Source organism: Dysosmobacter sp. Sow4_B12 (assembly GCF_052116665.1).
GTDB lineage: Bacteria > Bacillota > Clostridia > Oscillospirales > Oscillospiraceae > Oscillibacter.
Genome location: NZ_JBQKKR010000001.1, coordinates 104,132 through 125,208, shown reverse-complemented (window position 1 = coordinate 125,208; position 21,077 = coordinate 104,132). Strand labels below are relative to the sequence as shown.

At 58.1% G+C, this 21,077-nt stretch carries 21 protein-coding genes and 1 tRNA gene; 6 read left to right on the top strand and 16 right to left on the bottom strand.

All coding sequences use genetic code 11. The annotated features are described in order from the left end of the window. Position 1: 1 nt before the first annotated feature. From wecB to asnA, 5 genes are all read left to right on the top strand, one after another. Positions 2 to 1,147: a non-hydrolyzing UDP-N-acetylglucosamine 2-epimerase gene (gene wecB, locus ACTQ4R_RS00640; RefSeq protein WP_441624838.1), complete on the top strand. Its 1,146-nt coding sequence runs from the start codon at positions 2 to 4 to the stop codon at positions 1,145 to 1,147. A 28-nt stretch (positions 1,148 to 1,175) separates the two neighbouring features. Next, positions 1,176 to 1,928 (top strand): hypothetical protein, encoded by a 753-nt coding sequence (locus ACTQ4R_RS00635; protein WP_441624836.1) that lies wholly within the window; start codon positions 1,176 to 1,178, stop codon positions 1,926 to 1,928. A 134-nt stretch (positions 1,929 to 2,062) separates the two neighbouring features. After that, positions 2,063 to 3,553: a glutamate--tRNA ligase gene (gene gltX, locus ACTQ4R_RS00630; RefSeq protein ID WP_441624834.1), complete on the top strand. Its 1,491-nt coding sequence runs from the start codon at positions 2,063 to 2,065 to the stop codon at positions 3,551 to 3,553. Beyond that, the gene (locus ACTQ4R_RS00625; protein WP_441624833.1) at positions 3,550 to 4,173 is read left to right on the top strand and encodes a stage II sporulation protein M; all 624 of its coding nucleotides are present in this window, start codon (positions 3,550 to 3,552) and stop codon (positions 4,171 to 4,173) included. Before gltX ends, ACTQ4R_RS00625 begins: the two co-directional genes overlap by 4 nt. Positions 4,174 to 4,206: 33 nt before the next feature. After that, the gene (asnA, locus tag ACTQ4R_RS00620; protein WP_441624831.1) at positions 4,207 to 5,214 is read left to right on the top strand and encodes an aspartate--ammonia ligase; all 1,008 of its coding nucleotides are present in this window, start codon (positions 4,207 to 4,209) and stop codon (positions 5,212 to 5,214) included. Between the two features lie 62 nt (positions 5,215 to 5,276). Here asnA and ACTQ4R_RS00615 read toward each other — a convergent pair whose 3' ends face one another. From ACTQ4R_RS00615 to ACTQ4R_RS00560, 12 genes are all read right to left on the bottom strand, one after another. Next, positions 5,277 to 6,455: a macrolide family glycosyltransferase gene (locus ACTQ4R_RS00615; protein ID WP_441624829.1), complete on the bottom strand. Its 1,179-nt coding sequence runs from the start codon at positions 6,453 to 6,455 to the stop codon at positions 5,277 to 5,279. Further along, a complete protein-coding gene (locus ACTQ4R_RS00610) occupies positions 6,452 to 6,667 on the bottom strand; it encodes an AbrB/MazE/SpoVT family DNA-binding domain-containing protein (RefSeq protein WP_441624827.1) in 216 nt (71 codons plus the stop codon). The genes ACTQ4R_RS00615 and ACTQ4R_RS00610 overlap by 4 nt, the downstream gene beginning before the upstream one ends. Positions 6,668 to 6,818: 151 nt before the next feature. After that, entirely contained in the window at positions 6,819 to 7,532 is a 714-nt protein-coding gene (locus ACTQ4R_RS00605; protein WP_441624825.1) for a V-type ATP synthase subunit D, read from the bottom strand. Between the two features lie 15 nt (positions 7,533 to 7,547). After that, a complete protein-coding gene (locus tag ACTQ4R_RS00600; RefSeq protein ID WP_441624823.1) occupies positions 7,548 to 8,933 on the bottom strand; it encodes a V-type ATP synthase subunit B in 1,386 nt (461 codons plus the stop codon). After that, positions 8,933 to 10,702 (bottom strand): V-type ATP synthase subunit A, encoded by a 1,770-nt coding sequence (locus ACTQ4R_RS00595; RefSeq protein WP_441624821.1) that lies wholly within the window; start codon positions 10,700 to 10,702, stop codon positions 8,933 to 8,935. The genes ACTQ4R_RS00600 and ACTQ4R_RS00595 overlap by 1 nt, the downstream gene beginning before the upstream one ends. A gap of 20 nt (positions 10,703 to 10,722) precedes the next feature. After that, a complete protein-coding gene (locus tag ACTQ4R_RS00590; RefSeq protein ID WP_441624819.1) occupies positions 10,723 to 11,040 on the bottom strand; it encodes a V-type ATP synthase subunit F in 318 nt (105 codons plus the stop codon). 15 nt (positions 11,041 to 11,055) lie between these two features. Continuing rightward, the gene (locus ACTQ4R_RS00585; RefSeq protein ID WP_441624817.1) at positions 11,056 to 12,060 is read right to left on the bottom strand and encodes a V-type ATPase subunit; all 1,005 of its coding nucleotides are present in this window, start codon (positions 12,058 to 12,060) and stop codon (positions 11,056 to 11,058) included. Positions 12,061 to 12,075: 15 nt separating this feature from the next. Next, complete coding sequence (locus tag ACTQ4R_RS00580) at positions 12,076 to 12,669, bottom strand: V-type ATP synthase subunit E (protein ID WP_441624815.1); 594 nt, start codon at positions 12,667 to 12,669, stop codon at positions 12,076 to 12,078. Between the two features lie 37 nt (positions 12,670 to 12,706). Next, positions 12,707 to 13,198 carry a V-type ATP synthase subunit K gene (locus ACTQ4R_RS00575; RefSeq protein WP_441624813.1) on the bottom strand — a complete coding sequence of 164 codons (492 nt, stop codon included), beginning with the start codon at positions 13,196 to 13,198 and terminating at the stop codon, positions 12,707 to 12,709. Position 13,199: 1 nt separating this feature from the next. After that, positions 13,200 to 15,149 carry a V-type ATP synthase subunit I gene (locus ACTQ4R_RS00570; RefSeq protein WP_441624811.1) on the bottom strand — a complete coding sequence of 650 codons (1,950 nt, stop codon included), beginning with the start codon at positions 15,147 to 15,149 and terminating at the stop codon, positions 13,200 to 13,202. Position 15,150: 1 nt separating this feature from the next. Continuing rightward, positions 15,151 to 15,465: a hypothetical protein gene (locus tag ACTQ4R_RS00565; protein ID WP_441624810.1), complete on the bottom strand. Its 315-nt coding sequence runs from the start codon at positions 15,463 to 15,465 to the stop codon at positions 15,151 to 15,153. A gap of 469 nt (positions 15,466 to 15,934) precedes the next feature. Then, positions 15,935 to 16,549, bottom strand: coding sequence for a hypothetical protein (locus tag ACTQ4R_RS00560; protein ID WP_441624808.1), 615 nt, complete (start codon positions 16,547 to 16,549; stop codon positions 15,935 to 15,937). Positions 16,550 to 16,700: 151 nt separating this feature from the next. On the opposite strand from ACTQ4R_RS00560, the gene ACTQ4R_RS00555 reads away from it, so the two are divergent. Then, a tRNA-Arg gene (locus ACTQ4R_RS00555) sits at positions 16,701 to 16,777 on the top strand. 105 nt (positions 16,778 to 16,882) lie between these two features. Here ACTQ4R_RS00555 and ACTQ4R_RS00550 read toward each other — a convergent pair. From ACTQ4R_RS00550 to hflX, 4 genes are read right to left on the bottom strand one after another with little or no spacing between them, the layout of a single operon-like run. Next, positions 16,883 to 18,553: a nucleoside kinase gene (locus tag ACTQ4R_RS00550; RefSeq protein ID WP_441624806.1), complete on the bottom strand. Its 1,671-nt coding sequence runs from the start codon at positions 18,551 to 18,553 to the stop codon at positions 16,883 to 16,885. A gap of 40 nt (positions 18,554 to 18,593) precedes the next feature. After that, positions 18,594 to 19,232, bottom strand: coding sequence for a YigZ family protein (locus tag ACTQ4R_RS00545; RefSeq protein WP_441624804.1), 639 nt, complete (start codon positions 19,230 to 19,232; stop codon positions 18,594 to 18,596). Next, positions 19,192 to 19,767, bottom strand: a complete 576-nt coding sequence (locus ACTQ4R_RS00540; RefSeq protein WP_441624802.1) for a GNAT family N-acetyltransferase — start codon at positions 19,765 to 19,767, stop codon at positions 19,192 to 19,194. The genes ACTQ4R_RS00545 and ACTQ4R_RS00540 overlap by 41 nt, the downstream gene beginning before the upstream one ends. 22 nt (positions 19,768 to 19,789) lie before the next feature. Then, positions 19,790 to 21,073 (bottom strand): GTPase HflX, encoded by a 1,284-nt coding sequence (gene hflX / locus ACTQ4R_RS00535; RefSeq protein ID WP_441624800.1) that lies wholly within the window; start codon positions 21,071 to 21,073, stop codon positions 19,790 to 19,792. Positions 21,074 to 21,077 lie beyond the last annotated feature (4 nt).

Sequence of the window (21,077 nt, the reverse complement as noted above, 5' to 3'; positions counted from 1 at the left end):
TATGGACAAGCTTCGTATCATGAGCGTCTTCGGCACCCGGCCGGAGGCCATTAAAATGTGCCCGCTGGTGAAAGAGCTGGCAGCCCATCCGGAAATTGAAAGCCTCTGCTGCGTCACTGCCCAGCACCGTCAAATGCTGGACAGCGTGCTGGAGGTCTTTGATTTGAAGCCGGATTATGACCTGGACATTATGACGCCCCGGCAGACCCTCTCCACCATCACCAGCCGGTGCCTTATCGGTATGGATGAAGCCATTGATGCCTTGAAGCCGGATATGATCCTGGTCCACGGAGACACCTCCACCACCTTCGCCGGGGCTCTGTCCGCCTTTTATCATCAAGTAAGCGTGGGGCACGTGGAGGCCGGCTTGCGGACGTATGACAAGTACTCCCCCTTCCCGGAGGAGATGAACCGCAAGCTGGTGTCCGCCATCGCGGACCTGTACTTCTGCCCTACTGTCAACAACAAAAACAACCTTTTAAAAGAAGGTATTACCAGCGGCCTGTTCGTTACCGGCAATACCGTCATTGACGCTTTGAAAACAACCGTTCGGGAGGACTACACCTTCACGACAGAGGAATTGAACCATCTGCCTTACGGAGAGAAGAAGATCATCCTTGTTACCTGCCACCGGCGGGAAAATTACGGCGAGCCCATGAAAAACATCATGTTGGCTCTGCGGCAGATCGCGGAGCAAAATGAGGATGTGGAGCTGGTGTATCCCGTCCATTTGAGCCCCGTGGTCCGGGAGGCGGTGGACACATATCTGCGGGGTGCTCCCCGCGTTCACTTGATTGACCCTCTGCCCGCCGACGAAATGCACAATCTCATGGCTCGGTCCTATCTGGTTTTGACGGACTCCGGCGGTCTTCAAGAGGAAGCGCCCGCCCTGGGCAAGCCTGTTCTGGTCATGCGCCGGGAGACGGAGCGCCCCGAGGCTGTGGAAGCCGGTACGGTAAAGCTCTGCGGTGTGGTGCAGGATGACATCGTCACCATGGCGGAGCGCCTTATTCATGACCCTAACGCCTATCACAAAATGGCCCACGCCGTGAATCCCTACGGTGACGGCCACGCCTGCAAACGCATCGCCGAAGCGATTTTATGGCATTTCGGGCGAGGCGAAAAGCCTGCGGATCTCAACGCTTGATCTGCCTCCCAGCGGAAAGGAGGGACCTATGGACAGGCGAACGCTTAATCGCATCACAGCGGTCTTTCTGACGCTTCTGGTCCTGGTGGTGGCTTTCATGCTCTCCGGCAGCTTTCGGCGCACCGTCCATGTGGTCCTCCCCCAGGAATCCCAGCAGCCGGAGCAGTCGCCCGGTTTTCCAAGCGACACCACAGGCGCTTTGTCTGTGGTGTCAGTGGCTCCTAACACCGTTCAGACCGCTGTTGAAACGTTGACAAGACCGGAGCGCTACCGCCGGACCGTCGCGGTCCAGCAGTTTTGGAGCGGCGGAAGCGGTACCGCAACGACCACGGCGTCCGTGCTCGCTCCCTGGACCCGGTTGGATCGGCAGCTCACGGATGGCCGCCAGCGGCATGTTCTGACCGATGGGGAAACTACATATATTTGGTACAATAACGCCCAGGAGATACTCCGTACCTCTGCCGGTACGATTACCGCCGATATTGAGCAGTCCATTCCCACCTATGAAGATGTTCTGCTGCTTCCGGTGGAGTCCATTGCCGCCGCGGATTACCGTACTATCGCTGACCAGGTCAACTGCATCTATGTAGAGACCGTCGCCGACGAGGCGGGTTATTCCCTCCGCTACTGGGTCAGCGTGGACACAGGTCTGCTGGTGGCCGCGGAAAAGCTCAGCGGAGGCGATACTGTTTACCGCATGTGGGAGACCTCTATTGACTTAGCCCCGGCATTTACAGCGGAGTTCACTCTGCCGGACGGGACCGTTCTGGCAGCGCCTTGAATTGAATGACCACGCCGCAGACGCGGCGTGGTTTTTCTCTTGGGCCGCGAGCAATCCAACCTTGACAACTCCCGTGGAAAAAGCGATAATATAGGGTGTTATTTTGTGTAAATTACTGGCATGGAGGTACATTCATGGCGCTTGATATGAAATTTTTCGACGAGATGGAAGCTCGTATTCCCAAGGGGAAGGTCCGCACACGGTTTGCCCCCTCCCCCACCGGCTATATGCACGTTGGCAATCTCCGCACTGCCCTGTATACCTGGCTCATCGCCCGCCACAATCACGGCACCTTCATCCTCCGCATTGAGGACACGGACCAGGGCCGTCTGGTGGAGGGCGCCACGGACGTTATCTACCGCACCATGGCCGAATGCGGTCTGGACCACGACGAGGGTCCCGATGTAGGCGGTCCCGTAGGACCCTATATCCAGTCCCAGCGCCGCGACCTGTATCTGCCCTACGCCCAGCTGCTGGTGGAAAAGGGCGCCGCCTACTACTGCTTCTGCGAAAAAGCCGAGTCGGAGGAGGATTCCGGAAACTTTGACCGCGCCGACGATCCCTGCCGTGATCTCAGCGCCGAGGAAGTGGCTGCCAATCTGGCTGCCGGAAAGCCTTACGTCATCCGTCAGCGTATTCCTCACGAGGGCACCACCACCTTCCACGACGTATCTTTCGGCGACATCACCGTGGAGAACAAAACTCTGGACGACCAGGTGCTGCTGAAGCGGGACGGCCTGCCCACTTATAACTTTGCCAATGTGGTGGATGACCATCTGATGGGCATCACCCACGTGGTCCGAGGCAGTGAATACCTCTCCTCCGCTCCCAAGTATAACCTGCTGTACGAGGCCTTTGGCTGGGACATCCCCACCTACGTTCATTGCTCTCCTGTTATGCGGGACCAGCACAACAAGATGAGCAAGCGCCACGGCGACCCCTCCTATGAGGATTTGATCGCTAAGGGATATCTGACCCCCGCTGTTTTGAACTATGTGGCGTTGCTGGGTTGGGCACCCAAGGGAGAGCGCAGTGAGCAGGAGATCTTCTCTCTGGAGGAGCTGGTGGACGCTTTCGACATTGCCGGTATCTCCAAGTCCCCCGCCATCTTCGACATCGTGAAGCTGGACCACTTTAACGCCCTCTACCTTCGCGCCCTGCCGGCGGAGGAGTTTGCACGGGTGGCGGAGCCCTACATCCGCCAGAGCGTGAAAAATCCCGCCATTGATACCGCCGCTGTGGCCGCTTTGCTGCAGGCCCGCTGCGAGAGACTGACGGACATTCCCGAGAAGGTGGACTTCTTCGATGCCCTGCCGGCATACAGCGTGGACTTTTACACCAACAAAAAGTCCAAGACCGATTCCTCCGTCTCCGCCGCCATGCTGGAGGCCGTCATCCCCGCGCTGGAGGGCATTTCCGTCTGGACCGCAGATGCCGTCCATGACACGCTCATTGACTTAGCCGCGTCTCTTGGTGTGAAAAACGCCACCCTCATGTGGCCTGTCCGCATTGCCGTGGCAGGCAAGCTGGTGACGCCCGGCGGTGCTGTGGAGCTGTGCCACATTCTCGGAAAGGATGAGACCCTGCGCCGCCTGCGCTTTGGTCTGGATATGCTGAAACAATGAGCCAGCTGGAACGACAGTTTCGAATTCTGGCCGACCATTGGCACAAAGGCTACGGTCAGGAGGTCAAGCGCTCCGCCATCGCCTTTTTTGTGCTGATCGTGATCTTCTTCGGTGCCTGCATGGCCGTTCCCTCTCTGCGGGAGCTGTTGGCAGGCCAGGTACTGCCCCTGTTCGGCGGGTTGGACGTAACAGATGAAAACGGCGCTTTTTCCGCGCTGGCACTGTTCTCCAACAACGTGCGGGCCTGCTCCGTCACAATGGTATACGGCCTTCTGCCTTATGTGCAGCTGTCCGCCCTGGCCCTGGGCGCCAACGCCATGGTCATTGGTGTTCTGGCTGCTTATTGCTTGACAGCGGATACCTCGGCTCTGGCCTTTTTTCTGGGCATTCTCCCCCACGGCATTTTTGAGCTTCCGGCCCTGGTGCTCTCCTTTGCCATGGGCCTGTATGTCTGCGGCCAGTTGACTCGCCGCTGCCGCCATGATGAGACGGCACTCCCCCTGTGGGATTGCGTGACGCTTCTGAGCTGGCTGCTGCTGTTGGTGGTGATCCCCCTTTTGGCGGTTGCCGCTGTTATGGAGGCCTATGTGACTCCGCTTCTTCTTTCTCTGGTGATGTAATTTTGAAATTCAGATAAAAAGGACTGTATCGATATGAGCAAACTCTTTATTCCTGCCGGCTACCGGATGCCGCTGACCAACAACGAGCTGCAGCGGGCCATTGAGCTCATCCACGAGGAATTTCAGCACAGCCTGTCTGTCCGCTTAAACCTGCACCGGGTCTCCGCTCCCCTGTTCGTAGACGGTGGCACCGGCCTTAACGATGATCTCAATGGCGTGGAGCGGCCTGTGACCTTTGACATTCCCGATGTGGGAACCGACGGTCAAGTGGTCCACTCTCTGGCCAAGTGGAAGCGGCTGGCTCTGAAGCGCTACGAATTCAAGGTCGGCACTGGTCTTTACACCGATATGAACGCCATCCGCCGGGATGAGGAGGTGGATAACCTCCACTCCATTTATGTGGACCAGTGGGACTGGGAAAAGCACATCGATGTGAAGAACCGGAACATGCAATATCTCAAGGATACGGTCCGGGACATTGTGGGTGCCATCTGCGACACCTCCGCCGCGCTGCGCAACGCCTACCCAGCCTTGACCTTCAAGCCGGAGCGGGAGATATATTTTATCACCACCCAGGAGCTGGAGGACCGTTATCCCGATTTGACGCCCAATGAGCGGGAAACCGAGATCTGCCGCCAATACCGCACGGTGTTCCTCATGCAGATCGGTAAAACCCTCCACTCCGGTCAGAAGCATGACGGCCGCGCCCCCGACTATGACGACTGGAACCTCAACGGTGACATTCTCATGTGGAACCCTGTTCTGGAACGCAGCTTTGAGCTTTCTTCCATGGGTATCCGTGTGGACGCTGCCGCATTGGACCGCCAGCTGACGGAAGCCAACTGCGACTACCGCCGCAAGCTGCCCTTCCACCAGATGCTGCTGAATGGCCAACTGCCCCAGTCCATCGGCGGCGGCATCGGCCAATCCCGCCTTTGCATGCTTCTGTTAGGCACCTGCCACATTGGCGAGGTCCAGGCAAGCCTGTGGGATAGGGAAACAGTTGAAGGCTGTGAAAAAGCCGGTATTACGCTGCTGTAAAGAAGCATTACATCAAAAGAAGCATCCGTTTCCCAAAATGGAAAATGGATGCTTCTTATTGTTTACAGCAGGAAAGATTTACAGCAGGAAAGAATCCATTCCGCCGCTTTCGGCGCGCCGCCCGCAGCACGAAAGCTCTGGGCGATCCGCCTTGTTTCCTGCCGGAAGGAGGCGTCAGACAGCACTTTTTGCAGGGCCTCCTCAATGTCCTTTGGATTTTCCGACGGCAGCCGCAAACCCATCCCCAACTCCTCCATACGGTCCGCTACTGCCGTCTCCTCGCTCTGCTGCGGGTCCAGCACTGTGGGAACACCGTACCAAATGGCCTCGCTGGCGCTGTTCATACCGCAATGAGTCAAAAACACATCCGCCCGGCGCAGCACGGACAATTGGTCCACCCGCTCCGCCGCTTGAATGGATTGCGGCAGCGTCCCCAATGCAGACAAATTTTCGGCCGTCCCTACCGACAGCACGGCATCCACATCCATATCTTTCAGCGCAGTCACACAATTTCTGCAAAATTGTTTTCGGTCGTGCATGACCGTTCCCAGAGACACATACACCAGAGGCCGGGTCTTGCGCGGCAGCGGTTCGTTCCGTTCCGGCAAGGATGGCCCTACGAAAACGTACCGCTCTGAAAAGGTTTCAGCCATGGGCTGAAAGGCCCGGGAGGTGTAGACAATGGTATTGGTCTCGTTGTCGTTCTGCAGCAGGTCTGTGACCTTTTCCACCTGGTATCCGTGCTGTCGCAGCAGGGCCATTTTTCGGCTGATTCGAGGAATCCCCAGCAAAGACCACAGCATCTCCCCTGCCCTGGGCTTCATCAGACGGGCCGAGTATTGGTTGAAGGCAAATGTGGTGGTAGAGCATACATAAGGAATGCCCAGCTTTCCGGCAAACAGCTTTCCCCAAAAGCAAACTGAGTCCGACACGATGACATCCGGCCGAAAATCCTCCAGTTCCCGGCAGACCTGCTCCTCCAGTGCCAGGGTGGTATCCGCGGCCATCTCCACCAGTGCTGCGAAATCGCGGCCCAACTTTTTATCCAGGTTTTTGGGTGCGGGCGGTATGGCACCGTCGCAGCAGATCACTTCCGCCCCGGCGGCCTCCAGCTTCTCCCGGAAAGCTGCAAACGAATAATAGCGCACTTGATGGCCCTGCGCCGTCAACTGGCGCACGACCTCCACCGTGGGATTGGTATGTCCCCAGGCGGGAATGGAGAAAAAGGCAATGCGGTTCATGTCGGCTCCTCCTTTGAGAGGATCTCGTCAAACTGGCGGAACAGGACATCGTCCTTGGTAATGGCGATCCCCTGCTTTACATCAGCCAATACCAACAGCGTATCACCCGGGTGAATGTCAAACAGGTCCCGCACCCCTTTCGGGATCACGATTTGTCCCCTCTCTCCCACACGGACTGTACCAGCGAACTTCCCCTTTGTCTGCTTCATCATGTGCTCCTCCCAAAAGTATGTTAATTCATATTTTTCATATTTATACTACATCTACGAAATGAAGCTGTCAACCCCAAACGCACAAGCCCTGGCAAAAAAACAGTACTGCCGAAAAATCGGCAGTACTGTTTTTCAATAAAGTGAATTAGCTTTACACCTGCTGCGGCGCTTCACTGGACTCATTATACGCTTCCAGCAGTTTTGCATCCCGCTCCCGCTTCTCCTCAATCGCCTGGGCCAACAGCATATCCTTCACCTTCATGAGGCGAGTGGTGGTGGAACGGTCGTTCTCATCCAGCTTCATGGTGATATAACGAATGGCCTCCTGGGTGTTGGGGATCATGACGTATTCCAGTGCGTTGACACGGCGGCGGGTCTTTTCGATCTCCTCCGCCATAAGCTGAGCGGATTTTTCGATCTGAGCCAGCTTCAGCATCTTCTGGAACACCTTGCCCAGGGCGTCCACCGCCGTATCCAGCTCACCGGAGGTAGCGGCAAAGCCGTAGGGATAGATGTCCGCGTCTGACTTTGTCTTGGTCTGGAAGTGATAGACCGGCACGTTGACGGACATGATATTCTGGCTGGTCTGTGTCAGCTCCACGCTCTGCTTAGGATACAGCAGTGCCTGCTCCAACGCTTCCGAGGACATGAGGGCGGAGGCAACGGTAAAAGACTTGTGCACCGTCATCAGCTCCTCCTCTACCTCAGCACGAAGAGAGCGGACCTCCCGAACCGTGTCCAGGAACTGCTTCATAAGCTCGTCCCGCTTATCTTTCAGCAGCTTATGGCCCCGCTGAGCGGTGCGCAGCTTGCCTTTCAAACGGGTCAGCTCCATACGGGTGGGGTTTACCGTGATATTTGCCATTGGTCGCCCCCTCCTTTATTCCTGGTCTTTCTTCGGCCAGTACTTCTCAATATACTCGGGTTTGATACGTTTCAGCTCGCTCTTCGGCAGGATGCTCAAAAGTTCCCAGCCCAGGTTCAGCGTCTCCTCGATGGAACGGTTCTCCTCGTAGCCCTGGTTCACATAGCGCTTTTCAAACTCGTCGGCGAACTTGGCATACAGCAGGTCCGTGGGGGTCAAGGCGGCCTCGCCCAGGATGGACATCAGCTCCTTGTTATCCTTGCCGGTGGCGTAGGCGGCGAAGAGCTGGTTCATGGTGTTGGCGTGGTCCTCACGGGTCTTGCCCTCGCCAATGCCCTTATCCTTCAGTCGGCTCAGACTGGGCAGCACATCCACAGGGGGATGGATGCCCTGGCGGTACAAGGCACGGCTTAGGATGATCTGACCCTCGGTAATATAGCCGGTCAAGTCGGGAATGGGATGGGTCTTATCATCCTCGGGCATAGTCAGAATGGGAATAAGGGTGATGGAGCCGGGGTTGCCCAACCGGCGGCCGGCACGCTCGTACAGCGTGGCAAGGTCCGTATACAGGTAGCCGGGGAAGCCGCGGCGGCCCGGGACCTCTTTCTTGGCGGCGGAGACCTCGCGCAGAGCCTCCGCGTAGTTGGTGATATCGGTCATAATGACCAGCACATGCATACCCTTTTCAAAGGCCAGATATTCGGCGGCGGTCAAGGCCATGCGGGGAGTGGAGATACGTTCAACAGCCGGGTCATTGGCCAGGTTGGAGAACAGGACAGTACGGTCGATAGCGCCGGTGCGGCGGAATTCGCTGACGAAGAATTCGGACTCCTCGAAAGTGATGCCGATGGCGGCAAACACCACGGCGAAGTTGGAGGACTCGTCTCCCAGCACCTTGGCCTGACGGGCGATCTGGGCGGCCAGATTGGCGTGAGGCAGGCCGGAGCCGGAGAAAATAGGCAGCTTCTGGCCGCGGACCAGGGTATTCAAGCCGTCAATGGTGGAAACGCCCGTCTGGATAAACTCGTTTGGGTAGTCACGGGCGGCGGGGTTCATGGGCAGGCCGTTGATGTCCCGGTACTCCTCCGGCAAAATGTCGGGGCCGCCGTCAATGGGCTGGCCCATGCCGTTGAACACGCGGCCCAGCATATCACTGGATACGCCCAGCTGCAGGGGATGGCCCAGGAAGCGGACCTTAGCGTCCGCCAGGTTGATGCCGGCAGCGGATTCGAACAGCTGGACCACGGCAGTATCGCCGTTGACCTCCAGCACCTTGCCGCGGCGGATAGAGCCGTCGTGCAGCTCCACCTCCACCAGCTCATCATAGGTGACGTTCTCCACCATGCGGACCATCATCAAGGGGCTGACGATCTCTTCTACGGTCTTATATTCACGAATCATCAGTTCTCACCTCCCTGAGCGGCGATCTCCTCGATCTCCTGCTCCATCTCGCGCTCGATGCGGGCATACTCCTGGGGATACTCCTCCACAGGCACGCTCTTGGCACGGCCGATCTTCTCGCGGGCGGGGATCTCAAACAGCTTCATGACAGGCGCCCCCTGGGCAATAGCAGCGCGGCACAGGGACTCATAGCGCAGGATCATGGCCAGCATCTTCTCCTGACGGTCGTAACTGGAATAGCTGTCGATGTCCAGGAAGGCGTTTTGCTGCAGGAAATCCTCACGGACCATGCGGGCCACTTCCAGCGTCAGCTGGTCGCCGGGAGACAGAGCGTCCTTGCCCACCAGCTGGACGATCTCGTTGAGACTGGACTCGTTTTGCAGAATGCTCATGGCCTTGCCGCGGTTGAGCATAAATTCCACACCAAAGTTCTCGTCAAACCAGGGCTTCAAGGTGTCCAGATACAAAGAGTAGGAATTCAGCCAGTTGATGGCCGGGAAATGACGCTTGTAAGCCAAAGAGGCGTCCAGGGCCCAGAACACCTTCACGATACGCATGGTGGCCTGGGACACGGGCTCAGACAAGTCGCCGCCCGGAGGGGACACGGCGCCGACTGCCGTTAGGCTGCCCCGGCGCTCATCGGAGCCAATGCATTCCACGCTGCCGGCACGCTCGTAGAACTGTGCCAAGCGGGAAGCAAGGTACGCGGGATAGCCCTCTTCGCCGGGCATCTCTTCCAGACGGCCGGACATCTCACGCAGAGCCTCGGCCCAGCGGGAGGTGGAGTCAGCAATAACGGCTACATCGTAGCCCATATCACGGAAGTACTCGGCGATGGTGATGCCGGTATACACAGACGCCTCACGGGCGGCCACAGGCATATCAGAGGTGTTGGCGATCAGCACGGTCCGCTTCATCAGCGATTCGCCGGTGCGGGGGTCTTTCAGCTCGGGGAACTCCCGCAGAACGTCGGTCATCTCGTTGCCGCGCTCACCGCAGCCGATGTAGACCACGATGTCCACGTCGGACCACTTGGCCAACTGGTGCTGCACCACGGTCTTGCCGGAACCGAAGGGACCGGGCACGGCGGCAGTACCGCCCTTGGCGATGGGGAACAGGGTGTCGATGATCCGCTGGCCGGAGCACAGAGGCCGCTTGGGGGGATACTTGTGGCTGTAAGGACGGCCAACACGGACAGGCCACTTCTGGGTCATGGTCAGGGGCACTTCCCTGCCGTCATCCGTTTTCAGCGTGGCGATGGTCTCCGTCACGTTGAAGGAGCCACTCTTAATGTCAGTGATGGTGCCGCTCATTTTGGGGGGCACCATGATCTTGTGGAGCACCACGGAGGTTTCGGGCACTGTGCCGATGACGTCGCCGCCGATGACCTTGTCTCCGACCTTGACGGTAGGAGTAAACTCCCACTTTTTCTCACGGTCCAGGGCGGGAACTTCCACGCCGCGGGTGATGCAGGCGCCCACCTTCTCCACGATCTTCTCCAGAGGGCGCTGGATGCCGTCGTAAATGCCCTCGATCATACCGGGGCCCAGCTCCACGCTCATGGGTGCGCCGGTGGTCTCCACCTCAGCGCCGGGACCCAGGCCAGAGGTCTCCTCATAGACCTGAATGGAGGCGGTGTCGCCCTTCATGGTCAGGATCTCGCCGATCAGACGCTGGGGGCCGACGCGGACCACGTCGGACATGTTGGCGTCCGACAAACCCGTAGCCACCACCAGCGGTCCGGAAACTTTAACAACTTTACCGCTCAAATCTATAACCTTCTTTCAGCTCAGAGAATGTCCGCGCCCACCGCGCGTTCAATGGCCCGCTGGATGTTGCTCTTACCGATGCCCAAAGAGCCTTCCCGGCCCGGGATCAGTATGATGGCGGGCCGCAGCTCGTCTTTGTAGCGGGAGATCACGTCGTCCATGTCCTTGGCCAGCTGCTCAGTGAGATAGATCACCGCGCAGTCGGTCTTGGCCAGCTCCTTCACCTTTTCTCTGGCCTCGTCCACGGATGTGACTGGATAGGTGTCCAACCCCAGAGCGCGAAAGCCCATGACAGACTCCCAATCGCCGATAACAGCGATACGATACGTTGTAGCCATACTCAACCTCCCGCCTTACACATAACTGGCCCGCAGCCGGGAGCGGATCACATCCGCCGGCAAGCCGGTGCTGCGTCCGATGAGGAGGATGCGCAGATTGGTGTACTCCGTCTCTCTGGCAGCAAGATAACCCACCAAAGGCGCCTCGCCGAAGGGCACGAACTGTGCCCCCGCCAGATAATCGCCCACGGCATCGTCACAGAGCTTTTCAAACTCCGTCAAGGGACCGCCGCCCAGCGCCTCGGCGCCGGCCTCCGCCGCCGCGTGGAACCGGGTAGACTGGTACAGCTCCTTCATCCCGCTTCCCTTTGCGGCGCTGACCTTCAAAATGGCATCCTCCGCCACATCGCCGCCCGCAAAGAGGATACCGGCCAGGAAGGTCTCATTTTTCCCCATGCGGATGGTGCGGACCAGGGAGCGCAGGTTAGCCGCGTCGATCTGGGCCTTTACATAGCCGTGCAGGAACGCGCTTCCGGTAGTCTCCGCCACGGCGTCCATGTCCTTGTAGCACCAGCGGTCCAGAACGATGTCGCTGAGCTGGGGGTCACGGGTGGTCTCCAGCACCTCCCGGGCCTCCGCCGCCGCGGAAGCCACCATGGGCGGCAGGTTTTCCAGCTCGCCGCTCTGGAGAGCTTTTTTCAGCTCCGCCGTGGAAACACGGCCCATGTCCATCAGCATATGGTCAGAGCTCACGCCCATGGCGCCGGCCTTTAAAATGGCCTTTACATTGTGATAATCATACTTCAGCTTAAAAATATCGATATACCTGGGATCCGGCACACTGTCCGCCAGATCGGCAAGGGTCTCCTCCCGGGAAGCGGACAGCGCCGCGTCCAGAGATTCCGGGTCCGTGGCGTGGAGCTCGGGATAGCCGCTCTCCTGCAGGAGCTTCAAGGCCTCCTCATCCGTGCGGGCCTCCAGGACCTGCTCCATGCGCTCCCGGGTCAGAAGGCCGGTCTCCATGGCCTTGATGCGGGCGGAGATCGCCAGGTAATCGGTGTCTTTGATCTTATTCCGCAAGACACTTCCTCCTTGTCAGATCTCCGGGAACAGTTTTTTCGCCGCCGCTCCCGCTGTCTCCGCCTTCTGCAGGCGGACCAGGGTATCAAACGAACAATTGACTTCCACCTTGCCGTCAGAGAGGATGAAGCCGCCCTTCAAGGGACGGGTCTCCTCCGCCAGAGTCAGCTTGCCGCCGTGCAACTTTTCGTTGGCGGCACGGACAGCGGCCTCGCCAATGCGCTCCCGCTCCGCTGGAGCAAAGATCACGGCGCCGCGGCCGTTGGGTGCCGCCTGGACCAGCAGGTCCGCCACGGTCTGGACATACTTCTCATCCGGCATGGAGCACAGCTTCTCCAGCGCCAGGGCATAGGCCTTTTCCACCATTTCCTGTTTGGCGGCCAGGCCCACCTTCCGGGCTTCCATCTGGGCTGTGCTTACCAGACGCTCCTCCCGCTCCGCGGCGGCCTTCTGGTTTTTGGCCGCCAGCTCGGCGGCTTCGTTATTCGCCTGGGCCTGATAGCGGCCGGTGATGTCATCGGCCTCCGCCCGGGCGTCGCCCAGGATGCGGTCGATCTCCGCCTGTGTATCTGTCTCGATGCGCTGGGTGATTTTTTCGATTCCGTTCATGATTTTGTACTACCACCTTTCTGATGTGGTAAGTGCATCACAGGGCGTTCATCAGCAGCAGGATGGTGGCCAGCAGAGACAAAATGGCATAGAACTCCACGATACCGCACAGGATGATGCCCTTGGTGGCCTCGTCGGGACGCTTGGCGACGATGTTGATGGAAGCGGCAGCCACGCGGCCCTGGAAAATGGCGGACAGCCAGCCGCCCAGCGCGATGGGCAGGCAGGAGACGAAAATGGTCAGGCCCTGGGAAACAGTCAGACTCACCATACCGCTGCCGCCGAACACGCCCATGGTCAGCAGCACGAAGAACCATGCCACCATGCCGTACAGGCCCTGGGTGCCGGGCAGCACCTGCAGGATCAGGCACTTGGAGAAGTTTTCGGGAGCCATGCTGATGACGCCGGTAGCGGCTTCACCCACCATGCCGGTGCCCTTCGCGGAGCCAATGCAGCACAGGCCGACGGCCAGAGCCGCGCCCAGGAATGCCAGACCAGTACCACCAAATAATTCAAAAAAAGCAGCCATGTCAATGTTCCTCCTTGATTACATCTACATATTTTGTTTGAATTGCCAGGGGCTTGTAGGGCTTGCCGCCCTCCTCGTAAAAACGGTTGAAAAATTCCAGGCACTGCAGGCGCAGGTCGTGGACATAGCAGCCCAGCAGGTTCAGCGCCAGGTTCAGTGCGTTGCCGATCATGGAAATGATGATAAACAAGATCACGTTGCCGAAGGTGGCCGCCAAGGTGTTGAACACCTGGGCGATCACGCTGCCGGACAGCATCAGGGCCATGAGGCGGACATAGGACAAAATATCGCTGAAATAGCCGGTGACGCCGTTATAAACCAGGCCCACCAGCTTGGTCACCTTGCCGAAGCCCTTGGCCTCCCGGGTGCCGCCGAACACCAGCATCAAAATGCCGATCACCAGCACCACAGGGACGCCCTTCACCGTGCCGATGCCAAAGATCGCCAGCACGGTGCCGCCCAGAATGATCCACCAGGTGAACTCGTCGAACAGGGCATCGATATACTGGCCCCTGCGGAACTTCTTCACAACGCTGACGCCCATGCCGGTGAACACCTGGATCACGCCCAGCACCAAAGAGCCCAGCATGATGGCCACCGTGTCGTTCAGCGGCGTAAAGAGCGCCGGCATTTCAAAGGTGCTGTTGGGGTTGATGACTTTCAGGATCTGCGGGATAAAATCTCCGAAGAAACCGCCGGTCATGGCGCCGACGATAAACGTGCTGATGCCGCACCAGAACACCAGCTCCATAAAGTTGCGGGTCCCTTCCCGGGGCTTGCTCTTTTTCAGCACGAACAACGCACCCAGGACCATCAAAATGCCATACGCCATGTCCGCCATCATGATGCCGAAGAACAAGATGAAAAACGGCGCCATCAGCGGGTTGGGGTCCACGCTGTTGTAGGCGGGCAGGGAGTACATCTCCGTCACCACGTTCATGCAGCGGCTGAAAATGTTGTTTTTCAGCTTCACCGGCACCTGGGGATATTCCTCCTCCGTGGGGTCCTCAGACTCCCAGGCGCAGCCCAGCCGGTCCAGGAAGGCACTCACCTGCTTCATGGTATCCGCCGGGGCCCAGCCCTCGAAAAAGAGGATGGTCCCATCTGTCAGCAGCCGCTCCGTGTTGGTCTCCCGGTCCGCGTCAGCATTGAGCCGGTCGGCATAAAGCCGCAGAGCGTCTTTGGCCTCCGCGCTCTGGACGATCTCCTGTGTGGCGCGCTCTTGTGCCTCATGGTTTTCCGCTAACTGACGGGACAGCTTGTCCAGGTTTTCCGCCGCGGTCCCCTCAGTGCCCTGGAACGTCACGACACTGAAATTGCGGGGGCGCAGGATCTCCATCGCCGCCGCTTCATCCGCTTTGTGACAGATAAGCAGGCAGTAGCTCTGCTGGCGGTCACTGCTGATCTCATAGAACGCAGCGGCCAGCTCCCTCAGCTCCGCCTTGACCGCCGCCGTATCGGTCCCAGCCGGACAGACACCCATCCGGTAGACCACATGTGCGGTCCCCTCGGCATCCAGCGGCATGTCCAGCGCCTTCCACGGCGCCAGGGACGCCTGCCTGGCCAGCAGCCGGCTCTCCTCGCTTTGCAGGCGGGAGATCGTCTGGAGCAGTTCTCCGACTCTCCGGCTCACCGTCCTGGCCTGCTCCACAGCTCCTCTTCCCAGAAACTCCTCTTCCGAAACGGGCTGCCGCTGCATGAACATTCCGTCCTTGACCTGGGCATACTTTTTAATAGCCGCCAGGGCAGTGTTCACATCCGCGATCTCGTTTCGGGTGGACACCAGCCGGGAACTCTCCCGCTTTAAAAGGGCCGCCCAGGCCGGGTCTGCCAGCTTGCCATCCGGCTCGCTGATCTCCACACAGCCCAAGTGCAAAAGCCCTCTCAAAAGCTCATCCCGCTGGCTGGCCATGGTCATGACGCGGAGTTTCTTCATTTTTACAATGGCCATATCAGTCTTTCACAACCCTTCCGACAATAAACTCCGCGGCCGCCTCCATATGCTTGTCCGCCATCTGCCGCAGCCCGTCAGCTTCGCGGGAAGCATTGGCGCTGATCTCGGCGGCGCGTTCTGCCGCACGCTCCTCCGCCTTACGCAGAAGGGCCTTCCCTTCTGACGCCGCGTCCGCCCGCACTTTCTGCAAAAGCGCAAGGCCTGTCCGCTCCGCATCGGCGACGATCTGTCTCGCCTCGGCTTCCGCGGCTCCCCTGCGCTCCTTGCTTTCCAGCTCTACTTCCGTGACTTTTTCAATTGCTTCCAGGGACATCCGATTTCACCTTCTCTCCTGCAATACAAACCCACGTTTGTCGTCCTTACCTAATTATGCCACCGCCGCGCCAGCCAAGCAACGGACAATCCTCACGAAATGTCACATTTCCAACGCGCACAATTGCCTGCCCAGCTCGGTCAGCTCACAACATTCAGTATAGGTCACCTTCCCCCACTCTGCAAGGGTATTTTTTCATAAACCCCTGCTTTCTTCCATTTGCACAAAAGTGGCTCTTATTTTTTGTAAAAAGGAAGCGCAAACGTGTGCGCATATTTTCGCAAACGTATTCTGCGCCCATTTTTGTTCCTTTTTTCGTTTTATTTTTAACAGAAGATTCCGCTTCTATACGCTTTCCCAAAACGCCTCACTAACTTTTTGTTAAAAAAACAAAATTTTAGTTTTCAAACATTTGGGTATGATGAAATATAGAGAGCCGGGCAGGCAGCCCGGCTCCTCTGTCGGCATACTATCCCTTCTGTTCGCCGCTGCGTTCCAGAAGCTTTTCAAGCTCTTTCAGCTCCGCGCCGGCCTGGTCCATGGCCCGGGGCAGTTGGGTCAGATTGACCTCCACTTTCCGCAGTTCTCCTGTCACATGAGAGGCAGTCGCGGTGAAAGTGCTCATCAGCGCTTGATACTGGGTACGGAAAGTTTCAACCGTCCGGAGAAGCCTGGACTGGGTGTCCGCCTCCAAATCAGCGGCCCGCTTTCGCGCCTCACACTCAATCGCACCGATCTTCTCCCGGAACTGGGCATATGCCTCCGCGTCAGGACGCAGGCGCTCCAGTTCACCGGACATCTGGGTGCACTTCGCCTCCAACGGTTCCAGCTCTTGCAAGCGGCAACTCTCCTTTTGAAGGTCTGCCGCCAAACGCTCGTGCTCCGCCTCCAGAACTGTCAGTCGGGCTTTCAGGCCCTCCACCTGGCTGCGCAGAGACTCCGCCGCTGCCTGCAGCTCGTTGTTTTCCTGCTGGAGCTTTTCCTGCGCAGCGGCAGACTCCCGGGCTGTCCTTTCAATATAGTCGATCACGTCCTGCTTGGCAAAGCCGCCAAAAGCGACGCTTTTAAAGGTGTTGTTCTCCATAAGGCCCACCACTTTCCTCTTTCTCTCATTTGTTACTTTAGCACAGAACAGCCGCGTTTACAAGCCTCTGAAAAAAAGTGAAAAATTTTTAAAAAAAAGCTTGCATTTTCTTTTACCCCATGCTATTATAACTAAGCTGTCTGTGAGACATGCGCCGTTAGCTCAGCTGGATAGAGCGTCTGGCTACGGACCAGAAGGCCGGGGGTTCGAATCCCTCACGGCGTACCAAAAGTGCCAAACCGAAGGGCTTGGCACTTTTGTTTTTACTTTTTTGAAAAAAATCCGCGTGGGCCGCATTCCTTCCGCAGCTCACGCGGATTCTTTTTTACGGATTTACGTTTTATAGCAGCCTCCGCCGATAAACTCCCGCATCAAGGAAGTCTTTGGCACGTCGTCCGCCGGAAGCGGCAGGAAATAGTTCAAGAACTTCAGCAGGCGCTTGGCTTCCAGATATTCCTCGCAGTCCCTGGGGACGCCGAAGAGCAGCGGCTCCACATAGGGCTTTAAAAGGGCTGTCTCGTAAATAAGCGCGGAGTTGAAGATCATGTCCGCACTATCCTGATAGGGGAAGATGTTGTTTTCCTCCCCTTTCCGGACAGAGGGCCACATCTGGATCGTGGCTCTCGCGCTGTATCCTCGAGTCCGGGCATCCCGCTCAATACGCCGCAGGAGCCGGGCGTCTGTGGTGGGGATCCTGTTATGGTCATCAATATTCAGTGTAGTCAGACAGCTGATGTAAATTTTGTACTTGCTCTCCTTGGGAAGTGAATAGGAGAACTGGTCGTTCAAGCAGTGGATTCCCTCAATGACCAACACGTCCTGCTCTCCAAGGGTCAGATAGTCGCCGTTATATTCCCGCACGCCTTTTTTGAAGTTGAACTGGGGGATCTCCACAGTCTCTCCCTTCAAAAGCCGGGTCATGTCGCCGTTGAATTGCTCGATGTCCATAGCGCCCAGGCTTTCAAAGTCATACTGGCCGTTTTCGTCCCTGGGGGTCTCCGACCTGTTTTTAAAATAGTTGTCCGTGGCAATGGCGTGGGGCTGCATGCCGCAGGCCAGCAGCTGCGTGGACAGGCGGTGGGAAAAGGTGGTCTTTCCGGAGGAGGACGGCCCCGCGATCATGACGAAGCGGACGCCCTTGCGGCTGGCGATCTCCTGGGCGATGTCGCCGATCTTCTTTTCCATCATGGCCTCGTGGGCCAAAATCATCTGGGTGGCCTTCCCCTCCGAAATAACATCATTCATTTCACCAACATTGGTGATATGCAGCGCCTCGGACCGCCGTGTGGCGTCGTGAAGCTCCCGGAACACCTTGATGGAAGGCTCAAACACCCCCAGCCGGTCCGGCGCCTTTTGATCCGGAAGACGCAGGACAAAGCCGTCCTCAAACAGTTCCAGGCCAAAGCATTTGATGTAGCCGGTGTCCGGAACCATATAACCGTAAAAATAATCGGAAAAGTCCTCCAGGGTGTAGATATTGACATGGGAATTGATGCGGAAGCTCAAGAGCCTTGCCTTGTCGCGCATCTGGGTCTTTTGGAACAGCTCCACGGCATCGTCGGTATTAACGGAGCTTTTCCGGATGGGCACCGCCTGCGCCGAAAGGGTCTTCATTCTCTCCTCCACCCGCCGCAGCAGATCCCGGTCCAGATGGAAGTTCCCCTTGGCACGGATGAACAGGGCATTGCTGATGGAATACTCCACGGTGATGCGCTCCACATTCTCACGGCCCGCTACGTCGTAGAAGGCCTTCAGCATCAGAAATACCGCGCTGCGCTCATAGGTCTGGCGGCCCGGCTTCTCCGCCGCTGTCACCATTTTCAGCGTACAGTCCCGGTCCAGCGTTTTGTGCAGCTCACAGAGCTTCCCCTCCCGGTTGACTAGCAGGATGTCGTGAGGATACTCTTTCTGAAAATCAGCGGCGATCTTTCGATACGGCGTTCCAAAGGGGTACGCATATTGTGTTCCGTCCACAGTCACTTGCAGCAGCTTCTCTTTTTCCATAATAGACTCCTTCTTTTCTTTAAAGCAGGTGCTGTACGTACTATTTCGCCTCTTCCCTGAGGCCGGGAAGAAATTCCTCCCCTTCCGGCAGCATCTCCAGTGCTCCGGCGGAGAGCTCTGTCAGCCGGGGAGCAAACCGTTCCGCGCCGCCGGCGGGAAACGCCGCCCGCAGCAATATATCCGCTCCGTATTCCGCATCCCGGACCACGCCGCCGCAGGCAGCAATCTCCAGCTTCATCCGCTCAAAAAGCGGATATGTACAGGGAACGTCCCACACGGTCCAAAGGCTCATGCGGCAAATGCCGGCGGCGTCCAACGCATCCTTGGCGCCCTTGGTATAGGCGCGGGTCAATCCTCCCGCACCCAACAAAATGCCGCCGAAGTACCGGGTCACCACACAGCAGACATTTGTCACGTTCTCCCGCTGGAACACGTTCAGCATGGGCTGCCCCGCGGTCCCCTGGGGCTCGCCGTCATCGGAGTAACGGACCACGCCGCCCTCCTTTAATAAATAACACCAGCAGTTATGTCGGGCGTCATAGTACCGCTTTTTTGTCTCCTCAATGCGTGCGCGGGCCTCCGCCTCACTCTCCACACGCCAGACATGGCTGATGAAACGGGAGCGTTTCTCCGTAAATTCACTTTCCGCCTCCGCAAAGGGCACCAGATACTCGCTCACGCCAATCCTCCTCTGTCTGCATGTAAAAATAGCTCTGCCGGGTCTCATTTACCAAAGAGACGTATTCTGTTCGGGAAAACTGGTAGCGAAAGCCGCATTTGTTGATGACCCGGCGGCTTCGCCAATTTCCGGCATAGTGTCCGCACCAGATACGCCGCAAGCCAAGCCCTGTAAAACCATATTGCAATACAGCTTCCACTGCCTCCGGCATGAGCCCCGCTCCCCAACAGGCTGGACTCATGGCATAACCCACTTCATCATCGGGACAGGCGGAATGCTCTCCCGCGGGATGGCTGCCCACAAAGCCCACGGAACCGATGACCCGCCCAGTCTCACGCAGCTCCATGGCGAACACACCTGGCCGGGAAAACACCGAGCGGATGACCTCCCGGCTCTCCTCCAGACTTTTGTGGGGCGGCCAGCCGGCAATGGGGCCCACTCTCGGGTCCCGGGCATAATGGTATACATCCTCCGCATCCTTGTCCCGGAAGGGACGCAGGAGCAGGCGCGGTGTCTCCAAAACAGGCTGCGTCATGGTCAGTTCCTCCTGCCGCGTCTTAGGTTTGTGCTTGCTCTGCAAGGAACGGCGCCACCTGGCCCAATACCCGGGGATTGCACACGGCAGTGACATCAATGGTCTCGCCATACTCCACACGTTCCACCTTGGCCTCCCGGTACAGCATGTCCAGCAAGCCCCCCTTATCATAGGGCAAATGGATGACACACCGGCGGGTGCCCTTGTCCAGCCGCCGGTCGATCATCTCCAGCAGCGTCTCAACGCCCTGTCCCGTTCGGGCGGAAATGGTACAGATATCCTCGCCGTGAGGCAGGATCTCTCCCGCCGGCACCAGATCGCTTTTATTATAGACGTCGATACGGGGCATATCGCCTGCCCCCAGCTCCAAGATGAGGTTTTCCACCACCTGGGCCTGCAGCTTCCACTCGGGATTGGACACATCAATAACATGCAGCAACAGGTCCGCGTACTCCAGCTCCTCCAGCGTGGCTTTAAATGCCTCCACCAACTGGTGGGGAAGCTTGCGGATAAAGCCGACGGTATCGGAGATCACCACATCCAGCGTGTCGCTGACCGTTAAGAGGCGGGTGGTGGTATCCAGCGTATCAAACAGGCGGTTGTTGGCGGGAATGCCCGCCCCGGTAAGCTGATTGAGCAGCGTGGATTTGCCGGCGTTGGTATACCCCACGATGGCCACCACCGGGATCTCGTTCTTCCGGCGCCGCTCCCGCTGGGTGCCCCGGACCCGGCGGACATCCTCCAGGTCCTGGCGCAGCTTGTCGATCTTGCGGTGGATATGACGGCGGTCCGTTTCCAGCTGGGTCTCGCCAGGGCCCTTAGAGCCGATGGGCCCCTTGCCGCTGGTGCCCGCCTGGCGCTCCAGATGGGTCCACATACCCGTCAAGCGGGGCAGCAGGTACTGGTACTGGGCCAGCTCCACCTGGAGCCGGCCTTCCTTCGTTTTGGCACGCTGGGCAAAAATATCCAGAATGAGACCGCAGCGGTCCAGCACTTGAACGCCCAAAGCCTCTGTCAGCACCCGCATTTGGGAGGGTGACAGGTCATTATCAAAAATGACCATGGTGGCTCCGCTGTTCCGGCAAAAATCCCGGATCTCCTCCGTCTTTCCCTCACCGATGAAGGTGCGGGGGTCTGGGGAGGGACGGTTTTGCAGTACCATGCCCACAGTCTCAGCACCGGCGGTCTCCACCAGGGCGGAGAGCTCCTCCATGGTGCCCTCGTCGGCGTTTTCCTCTTTTTTCAGCACCGGCGAGTTCAAGCCCACCAGCACCACTTTGTCTCTGACTTCTTCTGTATTTCCCATAAAA

What these genes read in the sequence shown, in the direction of transcription:
- wecB (WP_441624838.1), top strand. Translation starts at nt 2, where the DNA reads ATGGACAAGCTTCGTATCATGAGCGTCTTCGGCACCCGGCCGGAGGCC.
- ACTQ4R_RS00635 (WP_441624836.1), top strand. Translation starts at nt 1,176, where the DNA reads ATGGACAGGCGAACGCTTAATCGCATCACAGCGGTCTTTCTGACGCTT.
- gltX (WP_441624834.1), top strand. Translation starts at nt 2,063, where the DNA reads ATGGCGCTTGATATGAAATTTTTCGACGAGATGGAAGCTCGTATTCCC.
- ACTQ4R_RS00625 (WP_441624833.1), top strand. Translation starts at nt 3,550, where the DNA reads ATGAGCCAGCTGGAACGACAGTTTCGAATTCTGGCCGACCATTGGCAC.
- asnA (WP_441624831.1), top strand. Translation starts at nt 4,207, where the DNA reads ATGAGCAAACTCTTTATTCCTGCCGGCTACCGGATGCCGCTGACCAAC.
- ACTQ4R_RS00615 (WP_441624829.1), bottom strand. Translation starts at nt 6,455, where the DNA reads ATGAACCGCATTGCCTTTTTCTCCATTCCCGCCTGGGGACATACCAAT.
- ACTQ4R_RS00610 (WP_441624827.1), bottom strand. Translation starts at nt 6,667, where the DNA reads ATGATGAAGCAGACAAAGGGGAAGTTCGCTGGTACAGTCCGTGTGGGA.
- ACTQ4R_RS00605 (WP_441624825.1), bottom strand. Translation starts at nt 7,532, where the DNA reads ATGGCAAATATCACGGTAAACCCCACCCGTATGGAGCTGACCCGTTTG.
- ACTQ4R_RS00600 (WP_441624823.1), bottom strand. Translation starts at nt 8,933, where the DNA reads ATGATTCGTGAATATAAGACCGTAGAAGAGATCGTCAGCCCCTTGATG.
- ACTQ4R_RS00590 (WP_441624819.1), bottom strand. Translation starts at nt 11,040, where the DNA reads ATGGCTACAACGTATCGTATCGCTGTTATCGGCGATTGGGAGTCTGTC.
- ACTQ4R_RS00580 (WP_441624815.1), bottom strand. Translation starts at nt 12,669, where the DNA reads ATGAACGGAATCGAAAAAATCACCCAGCGCATCGAGACAGATACACAG.
- ACTQ4R_RS00575 (WP_441624813.1), bottom strand. Translation starts at nt 13,198, where the DNA reads ATGGCTGCTTTTTTTGAATTATTTGGTGGTACTGGTCTGGCATTCCTG.
- ACTQ4R_RS00570 (WP_441624811.1), bottom strand. Translation starts at nt 15,149, where the DNA reads ATGGCCATTGTAAAAATGAAGAAACTCCGCGTCATGACCATGGCCAGC.
- ACTQ4R_RS00565 (WP_441624810.1), bottom strand. Translation starts at nt 15,465, where the DNA reads ATGTCCCTGGAAGCAATTGAAAAAGTCACGGAAGTAGAGCTGGAAAGC.
- ACTQ4R_RS00560 (WP_441624808.1), bottom strand. Translation starts at nt 16,549, where the DNA reads ATGGAGAACAACACCTTTAAAAGCGTCGCTTTTGGCGGCTTTGCCAAG.
- ACTQ4R_RS00550 (WP_441624806.1), bottom strand. Translation starts at nt 18,553, where the DNA reads ATGGAAAAAGAGAAGCTGCTGCAAGTGACTGTGGACGGAACACAATAT.
- ACTQ4R_RS00540 (WP_441624802.1), bottom strand. Translation starts at nt 19,767, where the DNA reads ATGACGCAGCCTGTTTTGGAGACACCGCGCCTGCTCCTGCGTCCCTTC.
- hflX (WP_441624800.1), bottom strand. Translation starts at nt 21,073, where the DNA reads ATGGGAAATACAGAAGAAGTCAGAGACAAAGTGGTGCTGGTGGGCTTG.